12 protein-coding genes are annotated in these 12,684 nt (G+C 70.9%); 11 read left to right on the top strand and 1 reads right to left on the bottom strand.

From position 1 onward, the window contains the following. The first annotated feature begins 109 nt into the window (after window positions 1-109). From mltG to ACWEVS_RS39475, 9 genes are all read left to right on the top strand, one after another. Window positions 110-1,252 carry an endolytic transglycosylase MltG gene (mltG, locus tag ACWEVS_RS39515; RefSeq protein WP_354912087.1) on the top strand — a complete coding sequence of 381 codons (1,143 nt, stop codon included), beginning with the start codon at window positions 110-112 and terminating at the stop codon, window positions 1,250-1,252. Window positions 1,253-1,426: 174 nt separating this feature from the next. Beyond that, window positions 1,427-2,257, top strand: coding sequence for a shikimate dehydrogenase (locus ACWEVS_RS39510; protein WP_452555921.1), 831 nt, complete (start codon window positions 1,427-1,429; stop codon window positions 2,255-2,257). A gap of 402 nt (window positions 2,258-2,659) precedes the next feature. Further along, the gene (gene infC, locus ACWEVS_RS39505; RefSeq protein ID WP_354912081.1) at window positions 2,660-3,295 is read left to right on the top strand and encodes a translation initiation factor IF-3; all 636 of its coding nucleotides are present in this window, start codon (window positions 2,660-2,662) and stop codon (window positions 3,293-3,295) included. 118 nt (window positions 3,296-3,413) lie between these two features. After that, window positions 3,414-3,608 (top strand): 50S ribosomal protein L35, encoded by a 195-nt coding sequence (gene rpmI, locus ACWEVS_RS39500; protein ID WP_354912078.1) that lies wholly within the window; start codon window positions 3,414-3,416, stop codon window positions 3,606-3,608. A gap of 24 nt (window positions 3,609-3,632) precedes the next feature. Continuing rightward, window positions 3,633-4,016 (top strand): 50S ribosomal protein L20, encoded by a 384-nt coding sequence (gene rplT / locus ACWEVS_RS39495; protein WP_354912075.1) that lies wholly within the window; start codon window positions 3,633-3,635, stop codon window positions 4,014-4,016. A 779-nt stretch (window positions 4,017-4,795) separates the two neighbouring features. Next, on the top strand, window positions 4,796-5,599 hold the full coding sequence (locus ACWEVS_RS39490) for a TrmH family RNA methyltransferase (protein WP_452555919.1): 804 nt from the start codon (window positions 4,796-4,798) through the stop codon (window positions 5,597-5,599). A gap of 277 nt (window positions 5,600-5,876) precedes the next feature. After that, entirely contained in the window at window positions 5,877-6,932 is a 1,056-nt protein-coding gene (locus ACWEVS_RS39485) for an ATP-binding protein (RefSeq protein ID WP_452555917.1), read from the top strand. Between the two features lie 205 nt (window positions 6,933-7,137). Next, window positions 7,138-8,178, top strand: a complete 1,041-nt coding sequence (gene pheS, locus ACWEVS_RS39480; protein ID WP_354912496.1) for a phenylalanine--tRNA ligase subunit alpha — start codon at window positions 7,138-7,140, stop codon at window positions 8,176-8,178. Further along, a complete protein-coding gene (locus tag ACWEVS_RS39475; RefSeq protein WP_452555915.1) occupies window positions 8,178-10,733 on the top strand; it encodes a phenylalanine--tRNA ligase subunit beta in 2,556 nt (851 codons plus the stop codon). The genes pheS and ACWEVS_RS39475 overlap by 1 nt, the downstream gene beginning before the upstream one ends. A gap of 99 nt (window positions 10,734-10,832) precedes the next feature. Here ACWEVS_RS39475 and ACWEVS_RS39470 read toward each other — a convergent pair whose 3' ends face one another. Continuing rightward, window positions 10,833-11,432, bottom strand: coding sequence for a Uma2 family endonuclease (locus ACWEVS_RS39470; protein WP_452555913.1), 600 nt, complete (start codon window positions 11,430-11,432; stop codon window positions 10,833-10,835). 76 nt (window positions 11,433-11,508) lie between these two features. Between ACWEVS_RS39470 and ACWEVS_RS39465 the strand changes: the two genes are divergently transcribed. Then, window positions 11,509-11,745, top strand: a complete 237-nt coding sequence (locus ACWEVS_RS39465) for a hypothetical protein (RefSeq protein ID WP_449926397.1) — start codon at window positions 11,509-11,511, stop codon at window positions 11,743-11,745. Between the two features lie 124 nt (window positions 11,746-11,869). Next, window positions 11,870-12,616: a metallophosphoesterase family protein gene (locus tag ACWEVS_RS39460; RefSeq protein ID WP_452555911.1), complete on the top strand. Its 747-nt coding sequence runs from the start codon at window positions 11,870-11,872 to the stop codon at window positions 12,614-12,616. The last annotated feature ends 68 nt before the right edge of the window (window positions 12,617-12,684 follow it).

Below are 12,684 nucleotides of genomic sequence, written 5' to 3'. Positions count from 1 at the left end.
GGCGGATCCCCTCGTTCGGCTCGGTAACCCCCACCGGTTTGGTGTTCCCCCTTGACGCCAGGCCGTCCATACCGGGAGATTGGCCACCGCATCTATGAACGATCTCGACATGGACTTTTTGCTAGGCTCCGAGGACGACGAAGGTCGGGCCAGGGGCCGCTCTCGCGGTTCCGGCAAGGTGGGCCGTGGCCGCCGCAGGCGCAGGCGCCGCAACCGCGGCGGATTCCTCGCCCCGCTGCTCGCTGTGATCGTCCTGGTGGGCATCATCGGCGGTGGCGGCTACTACGGCTACCTGTGGCTCAGCGACGCGCTGGTGCCCGACGACTTCAAGGGACCCGGCACCACCGAGGTGGTCATCCAGGTCAAGGACGGCCAGACCGCTGCCGACGTCGCCAAGACTCTGCAGGCGCAGGGCGTGGTGGCCAGCGAGCGCGCCTTCACCAACGCCATCGCCGCCGCCGGCAAGAGCTCCGAGCTGCGACCCGGCCAGTTCACCCTGAAGAAGGGCATGTCGGCCGCTGCCGCCGTCGAGGCGCTGGTGTCGGGCAAGAAGCTGCAGAACACCGTCCTGATCAAGGAGGGGGAGCGGCTCACCAAGGTGTTCGACATCCTTGCCAAGCAGACCAAGAAGTCGCGCAAGGAGTTCGTCGCGGCGGCCAAGGACAAGGAGGCCATCGGCCTGCCGTCCTACGCCAAGAGCCTGGAGGGCTACGCCTTCCCCGCGACCTACGAGTTCGAGCCGAACGCCACTCCCACCCAGATGCTCACCCAGATGGTCGACCGCTACACGCAGGCGGCGTCGGCCACGAACCTGGAGGAGTCGGCCAAACAGCTCGGCCTCACCCCGGGGCAGATCATGACCGTCGCCAGCATCGTGCAGGCCGAGGCGGGCACGTACGAGGACATGCCGAAGATCGCCGAGGTGATCTACAACCGTCTGTCGCGCAAGCCGGCGATGAAGCTCCAGATGGACAGCACGGTCATGTACGCGCTGAACAAGTACGGCATCGCCGCCTCCCACGCCGATCTGGAGACCAAGTCGAAGTTCAACACCTACATGTACGAAGGACTGCCGCCGGGGCCGATCAGCAACCCGGGCGAGCACGCGATCGAGGCGGCGCTCAAGCCGAGTGACAGCGGCTACCTGTACTTCGTGACGACCGACCCCAAGAACAAGGTCACCAAGTTCACGGCCAGCGAGGCGGAGTTCTGGAAGCTGAAGGCGGAGTTCGAGCGCAACGGCGGCGGGTGACCGGTCCGGCCCGCGGGCTCGTCGCCGGCTCGGCGTGGGCTCGGTGCAGGCTGGGCTCGGCGCCGGCGTGGGCTCGGTGAGGCGTGGTCCCGTGCCGCCGGGTGGGGCTAGCGCGGGCCTGCCGTGCCGGGCGATAGAGTCCTGGAGACCCAGGGCGCGGTGAAAGGAGCGGGTGTGCGGACCACGGGACGGGCGGCGGTGCTGGGCTCGCCGATCACGCACTCGCTCTCGCCGTTCCTGCACCGGGCCGCCTACCAGGCCATGGGCCTGACCGGCTGGACCTACGAGGCGCGCGAGTGCGACGAAGCCGGCCTGCCCGCCATGCTCGACGCCGAGGACTGGGCTGGGCTGTCGCTGACGATGCCGCTCAAGCGCGCCGTGCTCCCGCTGCTCGACACCGTCTCCGACCTGGCCGTCGCGGTGGGCGGCGCCAACACGGTGGTGTTCGCCGGCGGCGCCAGGCACGGCGACAACACCGACGTCCACGGCATCGAGCAGTCCCTGGCCGAGGCGGGCATCCCCGCCCCCGGCTCGGCGCTGGTGCTGGGTGGCGGCGCCACGGCCGCCTCCGCCCTGGCCGCGCTGCGCGGCCTCGGCACCGGCGCCGCGACACTCGTCGTGCGCAACCCCGCGCGGGCGGGGGAGACGATCGAGGTGGCCGAGCGGCTCGGGATGGCACTGGCGGTCGAGACGTTCGACAAGCTCGACGCGTTGCTCGACGTCGACCTGGTGGTCTCCACGCTGCCCGGTGGCGCCGCCGATGCTTTCGCGGGCCAGGTGGCGCGGGTCCCCGCGCTGTTCGACGTCGTCTACGCCCCCTGGCCGACGCGCCTGGCCGCCGCGGTGCGGGCCGCCGGCGGAAAGGTGGTGGGCGGGTTCCCGATGCTGCTGCACCAGGCGGTGCGGCAGGTGGAGCTGATGACGGGCCGGACGGACGTGCCGGTGGCGGCGATGCGCGCGGCGGGCGAGGCCGAGATCCTCAGGCGCGCCACCCGAGCGGGTTGATTTTCGGTCCCCACGAAGTCTTGACTCTACGGTGACCAGCCCCGGGCCGCCCGATCACGGGCACGCCCGACGGGGCTGAGCCTGGCCGTTCTCCGGCCGTCTCGGCGAAGACAGGCCTGATCCGCGGCCCGCTGTCGTGTGCCAGGCCGTCCAGGAAATGCGTCAGCCGGGCGGGATGATTCGGCGGGCGCTCGTGGTTGTGGTAATGTAGCTCCCTGATCGGTCCGGCATGCTTGCTGGACGCGCAAGCGGAGGTCTCCCTCCCACCTGAGTCACCGTGAGGTGTCCAGGTACAGGATCACGCCGGACTTACTCCGGGGAGCTTACGGCCATTCGAGCCGCCAAGCTCAGTGGCCCCGCATGCGCGATGTGCGGGGCATTTTCGCGTTTACATCCGCGTTGATGCCCGGCACGATCGAGCGCGTAGGGATCGCATACCTAGGAGGCCCCATCAGCACTGAGCCCCGCATCAACGAGCGCATCCGTGTGCCCGAGGTTCGCCTCGTCGGCCCTAACGGTGAGCAGGTCGGCATCGTGTCCATCCACGACGCCCTGAAGCTCGCCCAGGAGGCAGACCTCGACCTCGTCGAGGTCGCGGCCACGGCTCGTCCGCCCGTGTGCAAGCTCATGGACTACGGCAAGTTCAAGTACGAGTCCGCGATGAAGGCGCGCGAGGCGCGCAAGAATCAGGCGCACACGATCATCAAGGAGATCAAGCTCCGGCCGAAGATCGACCCGCACGACTACGAGACCAAGAAGGGTCACGTGGTGCGGTTCCTCAAGGCGGGAGACAAGGTCAAAGTCACGATCATGTTCCGCGGACGTGAGCAGTCGCGTCCCGAGCTGGGTTTCAGGCTCCTGCAGAGGCTGGCCGAGGACGTCACGGAGCTCGGCTTCGTCGAGTCCCAGCCCAAGCAGGACGGCCGTAACATGATCATGGTGATCGGTCCGCACAAGAAGAAGGCCGAGGCCAAGGCCGAAAAGGCAGCGGCCAAGGCGCAGCGTGGCAGCGAGGAGCCTTCCGAACCGGAAGAGTGACCCGCAGTTCGGGTTAGCCTTACAGGCGACCCAGCCAGCGCCAGTCGAACAAGCCGCAACCGGGCCGGCCCGCATCGGCCCGGGATTCGGCACGGACGAATTGAGGAGAGACGGCGAAATGCCGAAGATGAAGACGCACAGCGGTGCGAAGAAGCGGTTCCGGTTCACCGGAACCGGCAAGATCAAGCGCCGCCGCGCCAGCCGCGCGCACTACAACGAGTGGAAGTCGTCCACGCTGACGCGCCGTCTCAAGAATGAAGTCGTCATTTCCGACGCTGACTACAAGAAGACCAAGAAGCTGCTCGCCAAGTAGCGCAAGTCCCCGGGGAGATAGAACATGGCACGCGTGAAGCGGGCGCTCAACGCCAAGAAGAAGCGCAGGGTCGTCCTCGAGCGGGCGAGCGGCTACCGTGGCCAGCGGTCCAGGCTGTACCGCAAGGCCAAGGAGCAGATGCTCCACTCGATGACCTACGCCTACCGTGACCGTAAGGACCGCAAGGGCGCCTTCCGCCGCCTGTGGATCCAGCGGATCAACGCGGCGGCTCGTCAGAACGGCATCACCTACAACCGCCTGATCCAGGGTCTGCGGCTGGCCAACATCGAGGTCGACCGCAAGATCCTCGCCGACCTGGCGGTCAACGACAGCCAGACCTTCGCGACGCTGGTCGAGGCCGCCAAGAAGGCCCTGCCGGCGAACGTGAACGCGCCGGCCGCAGGCTGACCGTTCGGCACGGATTCGCACGGGCCCACCGTCACGTCGGTGGGCCCGTTTTGTTTGCCCGGCGCGGCCCGCTCGGGCGGACATGGGGCCGGACGGCACGCGGGTGATTCGCGTCGCCGTCCCGGCTCGTGTCCCTGCCCTCCCGGACAGGCGGTGTCACGGCGCGGCCCCTGGTGGCCGGCGGCCCGATGGTTTCGGAGAGGAACCGCTCGGTGTGTTGCCGGTCGCCGAGAGTGGCCTGCCCTACGGGGTGGGGGTTCTTTCATGGCCACAGCCTCCTGCCTTTCTCGCGGGAGCGGCCTCTTGGCTTTGTCCCGGAGCGGTCTCCTGGCTTTCTCCCGGGAGCGGTCCGCCGGTGGCTGACCGGCCGGCGGGAGTGACGAGTGACCGATCATCCGGCGGGTTTCGCGGCACGGGGCGACCGGCCTGGGGTGGCTCATGTCGGTCTGCCGTTGGGTGAGAGCTGTCTGACAGCCGCGCAACGGCCGTCCTGAGGGTGATCGCCGGCAGCGGGCAGGCGCGATGGCCGGACCGGGTTCGGCCCGACCGTCGCCGGTGGGCCGGCAGGCCGTGAGCGGACCGGGTTCGGCCCGACCGTCGGCAGCGGGCAGGCGGGCGGTGAGCGGACCGGGGTCGGTGAAGCGGGCCGTGAGCGGCTTCCGGCCTCCCGCAGCGGCCCGCGCGAGCGTCCCTCATGCTCTTCAGGGGTCCGGGAGGGTCGTGAGGGCTGGACAATGGCTCGTGCGGGCACGAGCGTTCGACGAGTGGGGGACTGGAGCATGGCGGGATCCGAGCTGACCAACGTGAAGTCGCCGCGCGTGAAAGCCGCGCGCCGGCTCACCAAGCGCGCCTTCAGGGAGCAGGACCGCAAGTTCCTCGCCGAAGGACCCCAGGCCGTGCGCGAGGCGCTCAAGCTGGACGGCGTGGTCCTCGAACTGTTCACCACCGCCGAGGCCGAGGTGCGACACGGCGACCTCATCAGCGAGGCCACGCTCAAGGGCGTTCCGGTCCAGCGGGCCAGCGGCGAGGTCATGGCCGAACTGGCCCAGACGGTGACGCCGCAGGGCCTGGTGGCGATCTGCGCGTTCGTGCACACGCCCCTGGAGCAGGCCGTCACCGAGCAGGCCCGGCTCGTGGCGGTACTCGCGCACGTGCGCGACCCCGGCAACGCGGGCACCGTGATGCGTACGGCCGACGCGGCCGGCGCCGACTCCGTCGTGTTCACCGACGCCTCGGTCGACCCCTACAACGGCAAGTGCGTCAGGGCCAGCGCGGGCAGCCTGTTCCACCTGCCCGTGGCCATCGGCTCGCCGGTCGCGCAGGCCGTGCGGCGGCTGAAGGACAGCGGGCTGCGGGTGCTGGCGGCCGACGGGGCCGGCAAGCACACGCTGGACGACGTCGACCTGTCGGGACCCACGGCCTGGGTGTTCGGCAACGAGGCGTGGGGGCTGCCCGAGGAGATCCTGGCGCTCACCGACGACGTGGTGCGGGTGCCGATCTACGGGCAGGCCGAGAGCCTCAACCTGGCGACCGCGGCGGCGGTCTGCCTGTACGCCTCGGCCAGGGCCCAGCGGAACGGCTGAACCGACCCGGAACCGGCCGGGCAGGCGGGTTTGCCCCGCAGGCGCGTGACGGCGGCGCGTGACGGCGGCCCGCCGGTGAGCTCGCGTGCCGTCTCCCTGGACGGGCGGGCATGCGTGCCCTGGGTGGGCCCGGCCCGGCGGTAGCCGTACGGGAGGGCAGGGCGACCCCAGCGCAAGGCGGCGCGCGCGGGTGCCCTCCGGTGTGGGAAACCCGCTATTGTCGGCCATGTAGGTCGAGGAGGCGGGGTTCGTGCGGGGCGAAGGTACCGGTTGGCGGATGTCCGATCCGGCGTGCACGGTGCCCGTGGACGACCTGCCCGACGGGCTCATCGTGACCGACCGCTTCGGCGTGATCCTCACCGTCAACAGGGCCGCCGCCAGGCTCACCGGCGTCAGCCGCGAGCGCGCGGTCGGCGGTGACATCAACGAGGTGTTCCCGTTCCGCGACCACGACGGCCGCGAGTGGTGGAAGTGCCTCGACCCCGAGGGCGGGCTGCGCACCAGGACCAGGGTGCCCGAACGGCCGCTCCACCTGCCCGGCGGGCAGGAGCTGCACGTGGCGGCCAGGCTCGTGCGCGAGCCCGAGTGCGGCGGCGACGTCGCGCGGGTCACGATCACCCTGCGCGACGGCGGCGCCAGGGCGCGGCTCGAACGCAGCCGCGCCGACCTGGTCTCGACGGTCGCCCACGAGCTGCGCTCGCCGCTGACCAGCGTCAAGGGCTTCACCGCGACGCTGCTGGCCAAATGGACGCGCTTCACCGAAGAGCAGAAGCTCGTGATGCTGGAGACCGTCAACAACGACGCCGACAGGGTCACCAGGCTGATCACCGAGCTGCTCGACGTCTCGCGGATCGAGTCGGGGCGGCTGGAGATCCACCGGGCGGTCGTCGACGTGCCCGCCCGGGCCCGCAAGATCATCGCCGGCAGGGTCGCGGCGGGCGAGCCCGAAAACCGCTTCCAGCTGCGGGTCTCCGGCGAGCTGCCCGAGATGTGGCTCGACGGCGACAAGATCGACCAGATTCTCGGTAACCTGGTGGAGAACGCGGTGCGCCACGGCAGGGGCACCGTCACGATCGACATCGAATCCGTCGGCTGGGGAGTTGCCGTGTCCGTGCGAGACCAGGGTGAGGGCATCGCGCCCGAGCTGGCCCCGCGCGTCTTCCAGCAGTTCTGGCGCGGCAACCGCCGCAGGCGCGGCGGCACGGGCCTTGGCCTGTTCATCGTCAAGGGCCTGGTGGAGGCCCACGGCGGCACCATCACCGTGCAGCGCGCGCCCGAGGGCGGGGCCGAGTTCCGATTTACCATGCCCGCCGGGGCACCCGACTTCGCCTGACCGTACGGCGAGCACGGACCCGACGGGCTTTTCCACAGGCGCGAGGCGCGGCCGGTCGTTTTCCACAGGCAGGCGTCGCCGCGCACGACCCTTTCTGCCGATCCGACTAGACTCGGGTCCGCTCAAGCCCTGGATACGGAGCTCTCTCTTGTCTGACTACGACCCCGTCGAGGTCACCCCTCTGCACGCCGACGAGGTGGCGCGCATGGAGGCCGAGGCCGTCGCCGCGATCAAGGCGGCGGGCGATCTCGACGCACTCAAGCAGGTGCGCCTCGCACACGCCGGAGACCGCTCGCCGATCGCGCTGGCCAACCGCGAGATCGGCGCCCTGCCGCCCGCGGCCCGCGCCGAGGCGGGCAAGCGCATCGGCGGCGCCCGCAAGGCGATCAACGAGGCCCTCGCCGCGCGCCAGGCCGAGCTGGAGGCCGAGCGCGACGCCCGCGTCCTCGTCGAGGAGACGGTTGACGTCACGCTGCCCTGGGACCGCGCGCCCCGAGGCGCCCGCCACCCGCTCACGACCATGCAGGAGCGCATCGCCGACACCTTCGTCGCGATGGGCTACGAGGTCGCCGAGGGCCCCGAGCTCGAAGGCGAGTGGTTCAACTTCGACGCGCTCAACATCGCGACCGACCACCCGGCCCGCTCCGACCACGACACCTTCTTCGTCGAGTCCACCGACTCCGGCAAGGTGCTGCGTACCCAGACCTCCCCGGTGCAGATCAGGGCGCTGCTGCAGCGGGGCGTGCCGGTCTACGTCGTCTCGCCCGGCAAGGTCTTCCGCACCGACGAGCTCGACGCCACCCACACGCCGGTCTTCCACCAGGTCGAGGGGCTGGCGATCGACGAGGGCCTGACGATGGCCCACCTCAAGGGCACGCTCGACCGCTTCGCCGAGGTCATGTTCGGCGAGGGCATCACGACCAGGTTCAGGCCCAACTACTTCCCCTTCACCGAGCCTTCGGCCGAGATGGACCTCAAGTGCTTCGTGTGCAGGGGCGCCTCGGCCGTTCCCGGCAACCCGCCCTGCCGCACCTGCAAGTCGGAGGGCTGGATCGAGTGGGGCGGCTGCGGCATGGTCAACCCGCGCGTGCTCGTCGCCTGCGGCGTCGACCCGCGCAAGTACTCCGGCTTCGCCTTCGGCATGGGCATCGAGCGGACGCTGATGTTCCGCCACAACGCCGAAGACATGCGTGACATGGTCGAGGGCGATGTCCGCTTCACCCTCCCGTTCGGAATGGAGATCTGATGAAGGTCCCGCTTTCCTGGCTGCGGGAGCACGTCGACCTCCCCGCCGTCACCGCGCACGAGGTGGCGGACAAGCTCACCGCCGCCGGCCTCAAGCTCGAGAGCATCAGCTCCCACGGCCACGACGTGAAGAACGTCGTGGTGGGCGAGGTGCTCTCGATCGAGGAGCTGACCGGGTTCAAGAAGCCGATCCGCCACTGCATGGTCGAGGTCGGCGAGGCCGAGCCGCGCCAGATCGTCTGCGGCGCCACCAACTTCGTGGTGGGCGACAGGGTGCCCGTCGTGCTGCCCGGCGGCGTGCTGCCCGGCGGCTTCGAGGTCGGCGCGCGCAAGACCTACGGCCGCATGTCCGAGGGCATGATCTGCTCCGAGCGCGAGCTCGGCCTCGGCGACGACCACGACGGCATCATGGTGCTGCCCCAGGACACCCCGATCGGCACCGACGTGGTCGAGCTGCTCGGCCTGCGCGACGACGTGCTCGAGCTGGAGATCACCCCCGACATCGGCTACGCCCTGTCGATCAGGGGCGTGGCCCGCGAGGCGGCCACCGCCTTCGGCGTGCCGTTCCGCGACCCGGCGGCGATCGAGCTGCCCGCCGACACCGAGCCGTCCCACCCCGCCTCCATCGGCGACCCGACGTCCTGCGACAGGTTCGTGCTGCGCGAGGTGCGCGGCTTCGACCCGTCCGCGCCGAGCCCGCTGTGGATGCGCACCAGGCTCACCAGGGCCGGCATGCGTCCGGTGTCGCTGGCCGTCGACATCACCAACTACGTGATGCTGGAGCTCGGCCAGCCGCTGCACGCCTTCGACCGCACGAAGCTGACCGGCGAGATCGTCGTACGGCGGGCCGTCCCCGGCGAGACGCTGGAGACGCTCGACCACGTCGTCCGCAAGCTCGACACCGACGACATCCTGATCACCGACGACTCGGGCGCGATCTCGATGGCGGGCACCATGGGCGGCCTGCACACCGAGATCTCCGACGACTCCACCGACATCGTGATCGAGGCGGCCCACTTCTCGGCCACCGGCACGGCGCGCATGTCCCGTCGGCACAACCTGGTGTCGGAGGCGTCCAAGCGCTTCGAGCGCGGCGTCGACCGCGAGCTGCCGCTGGTCGCCTCGTGGCGGGCGGTGCAGTTGCTGACCTCCCTGGGCGGTGCCACCGCCGTCCCGGGTGTCACCCACGCCCAGAGCGAGGTGTCGCCCGTGCGGATCGCCATCCCGACCTCCCACCCGGGGGCCGTGGCCGGCGTGCCGTACTCCCGCGAGACGGTCGTCACCCGCCTGGAGCAGGTGGGCTGCCAGGTCGTGCCGGGCGCCGACCCGGCGCCGCAGCGCGGCGGCGTCGACCCCACGGGCGTGGTCTCCGGCGGCGACACCGACGGGCTGCTGGCCGTGACGGGCGACGACATGATCACGGTCACGCCGCCGTCGTGGCGCCCCGACCTCACCGACCCCAACGACCTGGCCGAAGAGGTCATCCGCCTCGAGGGCTACGCCGACCTGCCCTCGATCCTGCCCAAGGCTCCGGCGGGCGCCGGGCTGACCGAGGCGCAGCGGCTGCGCCGGCGGGTCGGCCGCACGCTGGCCGCCGCCGGCTACGTCGAGGTGCTGGCCTACCCGTTCCTCGGCGAGCGCGACCTCGACCACCTGCAGCTGCCCGAGGGCGACGACCGCCGTCGTGCCGTACGGCTGGCCAACCCGCTGTCGGAGGACGAGCCGCTGCTGCGCACCACGCTGCTGCCCGGCCTGCTCAAGACCCTGGTGCGCAACGTGGGCCGCGGGTTCAACGACGTGGCGCTGTTCGAGACCGGCCTGGTCTACCTTCCCGGTGAGGGCACGCCCGCCAAGGCGCCCGTGCTCGGCGTCGACCGCCGGCCCTCTCCCGAAGAGCTCGAGTCGATCGAGTCGGCGCTGCCCAGGCAGCCGCAGCGGGTGGCCGTCGTGCTGGCCGGCGAGTTCGAGCGCTCCGGCTGGTGGGGCCAGGGCCGCCAGGCCGGCTGGGCCGACGCCGTACAGGCCGCGCGGCTCGTGGCGAGCGAGGCCCGCGTGGAGCTGGCCGTGGTCGCCGACCAGCACGAGCCGTGGCACCCCGGCCGGTGCGCCGCCCTCTACGTGGGCGACGTCCTCGTGGGCCACGCGGGAGAGCTGCACCCCAGGGTGGTCGAGGCCTACGGCCTGCCGCCGCGCACCTGCGCCATGGAGCTGGAGCTCACCCGCCTCGAGCAGGCCATGCCGGGGCCGGTCGAGACGCCCCCTGTCTCCTCCTACCCGATCGCCACGCAGGACGTCGCGCTGATCGTCCCCGACTGGACCCCGGTCGCGGACGTGGCGGCGGCGCTGCGTGACGGCGCGGGCGAGCTGCTGGAGTCGGTGCGTCTGTTCGACGTCTACACCGGAGCGCAGGTGGGCGAGGGCAACAAGTCGCTGGCCTACACGCTGCGCTTCCGCGCCGCCGACCGCACGCTGACGGTGGAGGAGACCACCGCCGCCCGCGACGCGGCCGTCGCGATGGCCGCCGACCGGGTCGGCGCGCAACTGCGCGGGGCGTAGAAGAGACCGTGAAAGGGGGCCCCTCGGGGCCCCCTTTTTCGTGGCGACCTCCGTGCCGCCGGGCTCGCGGATTCGTCCAGATCTCAGAGCCGATTGATCTCAGAGCCGGTCGATCTCGGTGAGGTCGATGTCGAGGTCGAACGGGACGGTGAGCTTCAACCGGTCGTGGTGGATACCGGTGAGCCCGTAGGCGCAGGTCGCGGGGTCGAGCTCGTAGACGTGGACGACGGGACCATGCGCGTCGTTCTCGACCCGCCAGTGGTGCCTGATGCCCGCCTCCGCGTACAGCTGCGGCTTGCGCTCGCGGTCGCGCACGAGAGAGTCCGGTGTCACCACTTCGGCGGCGAGCAGCACGTCGGCCGCCTGGTAGGAGGTCTCCTCGCCGTGCGTCGCCTCGGCGCGGACGATGCTCACGTCAGGCTCGGGCCGCTGGGCCGGGCCGAGGATGACGCTCATGTGCCTGCGCACCCTGAGCGTGCCCGGAGCCTGGCGTCGCAGCTCGAACTCCAGGAGCGAGACCGTGCGCATGTGGAAGGACGGCTGTGGGCTCACGAACACCAAGCTTGCGTCAATCAACTCCGTGCGCGCAGGCAGATCCGGAAGGTGATCGAGGTGCTCGGCGGCGAAGCCCTCGGCCGGAGGGAAGACCCAACCGGGTAGCGAGCGAGTCGTCTCCGGTGTCACCGCGTCGGACGCCATGGGCCCACGGTAGGTGATCTACGCCGCTCACGCCCGGAGAACGAGGAGGCAGGGCCGGGCTTTAGGCTTGCCGTCCATGAGGCAGTTGCTGGTGTTCTCCGAGCGTGACGACGCCGAAGAGGTGGCCGAGACGCTGGTCGAATGGTTCCCGCGGCTCGGCGGTGTGCCTGCCGTCGTCAGGGAGACGCTCGCGGGGGAGGACGACGCCGAGGACGCGCAGTGGCTCGTCGTCGTCGAAGGGCTCGACGAGGAGCACCTTGCGCGGGTCGACGCGCTGGTGGAGGAACGCGAGGGCTGGCGCGAAAGCGGCTGATCGCCCGCGGTGGTGATGCCTGAGGGGACGCGGAGCGGCTGACCCGAGGGTGCGGGCGACCGGGCGGTCCGCCACGGGCGAAAGCCCTTGAGGGGCGCGCGGGCGATCCGGCAGCGTGAACGGCATGCGTGTAGCCGTACTGTCCGACATCCATGGTGTCCTGCCCGCGCTGGAGGCCGTGCTGGCCGAACCCGACGTTGTGGCGGCGGACCTGCTCGTCCTCACCGGTGACATGGCCGCGGGCCCGCAACCCGTTGCGACGCTCGACCTGCTGGTCTCGCTGGGGGAGCGGGCGCTGTGGGTGAACGGCAACGCGGACCGGGAGCTCGTGGAGGTCGCCCGCGGCAAGCCGAGCGCCTACCCGATCTCGCAGTGGGCCGGCCGGCAGTTGCGCGATGATCAGGTGGAGCTGCTGGCGGGCCTGCCGGACGCGCGCGAACTGGATCTCGGCGCTCTGGGCACGACGCTGTTCGTGCACGCCACGCCCCGGCGTGACGATGAGATGATCCTGGTCGACAGCACGATCGGGCGTTGGGCCGAGGTGCTCGACGGTGTCGGGGCGGACACGGTCGTGCTGGGCAACACGCACATGCCGTTCGTCAGGCTGGTCGACCGCAGGCTGGTGGTCAATCCCGGCTCGGTCGGCATGCCGTACGGCACGGCGGGCGCCCACTGGGCCCTGCTCGACGCGGGAAGCGGCGCCGTCACGCTCCGCCGTACCCTGTTCGACGCACGAGCGGCGGGCGCACGGATCGTCGAGGAGAGCGGCTTCCCCGAGGTCGCCGGATGGGTGGCCGACTACGTCACCGGAATCCACTCCGACGTGGAGGCGCTGCGCGCGTTCGGGAAAGCCGAGGGCAGGCCCGCCTAGCGCCACGCCTTCGCGGCGCGTCCTTTCCGGGCGTGCCCGACGCCCCGGCGGCAGACCATCACCGGGCA

The organism is Nonomuraea sp. NPDC003754 (genome assembly GCF_053605785.1).
The sequence above is the reverse complement of the archived record's forward strand: the minus strand, read 5'-3'. Positions and strand labels throughout refer to the sequence as shown.

Excerpts from the sequence above, each read along its gene's own strand:
- mltG (WP_354912087.1), top strand. The coding sequence starts at position 110 with ATGGACTTTTTGCTAGGCTCCGAGGACGACGAAGGTCGGGCCAGGGGC.
- infC (WP_354912081.1), top strand. The coding sequence starts at position 2,660 with ATGCCCGGCACGATCGAGCGCGTAGGGATCGCATACCTAGGAGGCCCC.
- rpmI (WP_354912078.1), top strand. The coding sequence starts at position 3,414 with ATGCCGAAGATGAAGACGCACAGCGGTGCGAAGAAGCGGTTCCGGTTC.
- rplT (WP_354912075.1), top strand. The coding sequence starts at position 3,633 with ATGGCACGCGTGAAGCGGGCGCTCAACGCCAAGAAGAAGCGCAGGGTC.
- ACWEVS_RS39490 (WP_452555919.1), top strand. The coding sequence starts at position 4,796 with ATGGCGGGATCCGAGCTGACCAACGTGAAGTCGCCGCGCGTGAAAGCC.
- ACWEVS_RS39485 (WP_452555917.1), top strand. The coding sequence starts at position 5,877 with ATGTCCGATCCGGCGTGCACGGTGCCCGTGGACGACCTGCCCGACGGG.
- pheS (WP_354912496.1), top strand. The coding sequence starts at position 7,138 with ATGGAGGCCGAGGCCGTCGCCGCGATCAAGGCGGCGGGCGATCTCGAC.
- ACWEVS_RS39475 (WP_452555915.1), top strand. The coding sequence starts at position 8,178 with ATGAAGGTCCCGCTTTCCTGGCTGCGGGAGCACGTCGACCTCCCCGCC.
- ACWEVS_RS39470 (WP_452555913.1), bottom strand. The coding sequence starts at position 11,432 with ATGGCGTCCGACGCGGTGACACCGGAGACGACTCGCTCGCTACCCGGT.
- ACWEVS_RS39465 (WP_449926397.1), top strand. The coding sequence starts at position 11,509 with ATGAGGCAGTTGCTGGTGTTCTCCGAGCGTGACGACGCCGAAGAGGTG.
- ACWEVS_RS39460 (WP_452555911.1), top strand. The coding sequence starts at position 11,870 with ATGCGTGTAGCCGTACTGTCCGACATCCATGGTGTCCTGCCCGCGCTG.